At 71.9% G+C, this 3,504-nt stretch carries 1 protein-coding gene; it reads left to right on the top strand.

Annotated elements, in window-relative coordinates; translation table 11 throughout:
- The coding region (locus DFR74_RS35110) for a type I polyketide synthase (RefSeq protein ID WP_113975432.1) at positions 1-3,504 on the top strand (3,504 nt) is incomplete at both ends.

Genomic DNA, 3,504 nt, shown 5'->3' on the forward strand with positions numbered 1-3,504 from the left:
CTCGGTCGGTGAGTTCGCGGCGGCGGTGGTGGCGGGGGTGCTGTCGGTCGCCGACGCGGCGAAACTCGTTGTGGCGCGCGGCAAACTCATGCAGGGGCTCCCCGAAGGCGGGGCCATGGTGGCCGTCACCGCGTCCGAAGAGCGGGTCGAACAACTCCTCACCGAAGTCGCCGCCGAACGCGCGGCCGATCAGTCAGCCGGTCCCGCGGCCGATCACCTCGCCGGTCCCGCGGCCGGTGTTCTCTCGAACGGAAACGACTCCGCCCCGGCGACAGTCGGTGGGGTCTCGATAGCGGCGGTGAACGGGCCGGAGTCCGTGGTGATCTCGGGTCCGGCCGACGCCGTCGACCGGGTTGTCGCGGCGCTGGACGTGCGGCACAAGCGGCTCACCGTCAGCCACGCGTTCCATTCGGCGCTGATGGAGCCCATGCTCGAGGAGTTCCGGGCGGTCGCCGAATCCGTGACCTACGCACGGCCCTCCCTGCCATGGGTGTCTACCCTCACCGGTGCCCAGATCGACACCGTCGACGCCGGATACTGGGTGCGCCAGATCCGCCAGGCCGTCCGATTCGCCGACGCCGCAAGTACTCTCGATGAGCTGGGCTTGGCGGCGATCGCCGAAGTCGGCCCCGATGCGATCCTCACCCCGCTGCTCGACGGTCTCACGCAGACCCCCGCCGTCGCCTTGCAGGCGCGCAACCGGAACGTCGACGCCGAGAACAGTGGCGACTCCGTCACCGGCCAATCCGAGAGCCTGATCGACGGTCTCGCGCGGCTGCACTGCCTCGGCGCCGACATCGACTGGGCGGCCTTCTACGCCGGGACCGGCGCGAAGAAGGTGAAACTGCCGACGTACGCCTTCCAGCGGCAACGGTATTGGCTCCACCCGAGCACCCGGACCACCACCGGCGGCGGTCTGGACCCGATCGATCATCCGGTCCTCACCGGTGCGCTCCACGTGTCCGACGCCGACACCACGGTCCTCACCGGCACCCTCGACCCCGCCACGCAGCCCTGGCTCACCCAGCACACGATCGGTGCATCCACCATCGTGCCGGGAACGCTGCTGCTGGAACTCGCCTTCCGCGCGGCGGGCGCCGTGGAGCCCGAGCTGTACCGGGTCGAGGAATTCACCATCGCGGGCGCGCTGGAACTCACCGATCGGCCGGTCACCGTCCGCGTGAATGTGGGCGCGGCCGATGACGAGGGCGTGCGACGGCTCGACATCCAGTCCCGGTCCGACGGCGAGCGCGAATGGCGCACGCACGCCACCGGATCGCTCGCTCCCGGCGACGACGCCGCCGAGGCGGATGCGCTCGAGCAGTGGCCGCCAGCGGGCGCCACCGAGATCGCCTTGGACGACGCCTACGACAACGCGGCCGACCACGGCTACGGGTACGGCCCGCTGTTCCGCGGTCTGCGCGCACTCTGGCGGCGCGGAGACGACTACTACGCCGAACTCACGCTGCCCGAGGATGATTCGGAGACCTCTTCCGGCGCATCGGGATTCACGCTGCACCCGGCGTTGCTCGACGCGGCCTCGCATCCGCTCGTCCCCGGCATCGCCGACCCCGATCGTCCCGCGCTGCTGCCGTTCTCGTGGTCGGGCGTGACCGTTCCGCGCGCGGCGGCTACCGCCCTGCGCGCGCACCTCGCCCCGGCCGGCGCCGACGCCGTCCGGATGGCGCTCACCGATGAACTCGGCACACCCGTAGTCACCGTGACTTCCCTGGCGCTGCGCCCGCAGGCTGCGGCGGCCACCGCCGACGACACGCTGTTCGTGCCGCAGTGGGACGAAATCCGTTCCCCGGCCGTGCCCTCCGATCGCAGTACCTGGGCGGCCATCGGTGACGACGTGCCCGGCGTGCCGACGCGGTACGCCGATCTGGGGGCCGTGACCGGCACCCATCCCGTCATCCTCTTCACACCCCGCGCCTCCCGCTCCGACGAGCCGACACCCGACGCCGCGCACGCGGTGATCGAGGACGCGCTGAACGCCGCGCGGACCGTCCTCACCGACGAGCGTTTCCGGGACACGCGACTCGTGGTCGCCACCGAATCAGCGGCGGGCCCCGGCGCGGACAACCTGGCCCACGCCGGCGTCTGGGGCCTGATCCGTTCGGCGCTCACCGAACAGCCCGACCGGTTCACCCTGATCGATGTCGACGGCGACCTCCGATCCTGGGACAGCCTCGACGCCGCACTGGCCACCGGCGAACCGCAGCTCGCGATCCGCGGCGGCGCACTGCACGTGCCGCGCCTGGCGCGCGTCCGGAAAACCGCTGCTGCCCAGCGCAATCCATGGACCACCGGCGCCGTGCTGATCACCGGCGGCACCGGCACGCTCGGCGCGGCCACCGCCAAGCACCTCGTCACCGCGCACGGAGCGCGACAGCTGGTGCTGCTGAGCAGGCGCGGCGCCGACGCGCCCGGCGCCGTCGAATTGCGAGACGCGCTGAGCGAACTCGGCGCCGAGGTCGCGCTGGTCGCCTGCGATGTGACCGACCGGGACGCGCTCACCGCCGTCTTGGCCGAGCATCCGGTGTCCGCCGTCGTGCACACCGCCGGTGTGCTCGCCGACGGCGTCCTCGCCTCGCTGACCACCGAGCAGCTGCACACTGTGCTGCGACCGAAGGTGGACGCGGCATGGGCGTTGCACGAGGCCACCCGCGCGCTGGATCTCGGTGCGTTCGTGCTGTTCTCGTCGCTGGCCGGTCTGGTCGGCACGGCCGGGCAGGCCAACTACGCCGCCGCCAACACCTTCCTGGACGCGTTGGCCGAGCATCGCCGGTCCGCAGGGCTGCACGCGCTGTCGATCGCGTGGGGACTGTGGGAGGAGAGCACCGGCCTCACCGACGAGATGAGTGCCGTGGACCGCGACCGCATCCGCCGCATCGGCGTGCGCCCGCTCTCCACCGAGGCGGGCCTGCGCGCCCTGGACGACGCGATCGGCCTCGACCACGCGGTGCTGGCCGCGACCGGACTCGACACCGACGCGCTGCGCAGCCCGGACGCCCGAGTGCCCGCGGTGCTGCGCCGGTTCGCACCGGCGCGTACCAGGCGGCGCACCGAGAGCGGACTCGCGGCGCGGCTGGCGCGCCTCTCCGCCACCGAGCGCGCGGCCGCGCTGCTCGATCTCGTGCGCGGCACCGCCGCGACGGTGCTGGGGCACAGCGATTCCGGTGCGGTCGACGCCGAAAGACAGTTCCAGGAAATGGGATTCGACTCGCTCACCGCGGTCGAACTCCGCAACAAACTCGGTGAAGCCACCGGGGTGCGGTTGCCCGCCACGCTGGTCTTCGATCACCCGACGCCGGCCGCGCTGGCCGCGCGGCTCTCCGACGACCTGGCCGGCGCCGAGAAGCGCGCGCCGGCGGTCGCCATCACGAGGGTGGCGTCCGAACCGGACGAGCCTGTTGCGGTGGTGGGTGTGGGTTGTCGTTTTCCGGGTGGGGTGGTTGATGGTGGTGGTTTGTGGGGTGTGGTTGAGGGTGGTTTGGATGT

This window comes from Nocardia puris, assembly GCF_003315035.1.
In the GTDB taxonomy this organism is placed as follows: Bacteria; Actinomycetota; Actinomycetes; order Mycobacteriales; family Mycobacteriaceae; genus Nocardia; species Nocardia puris.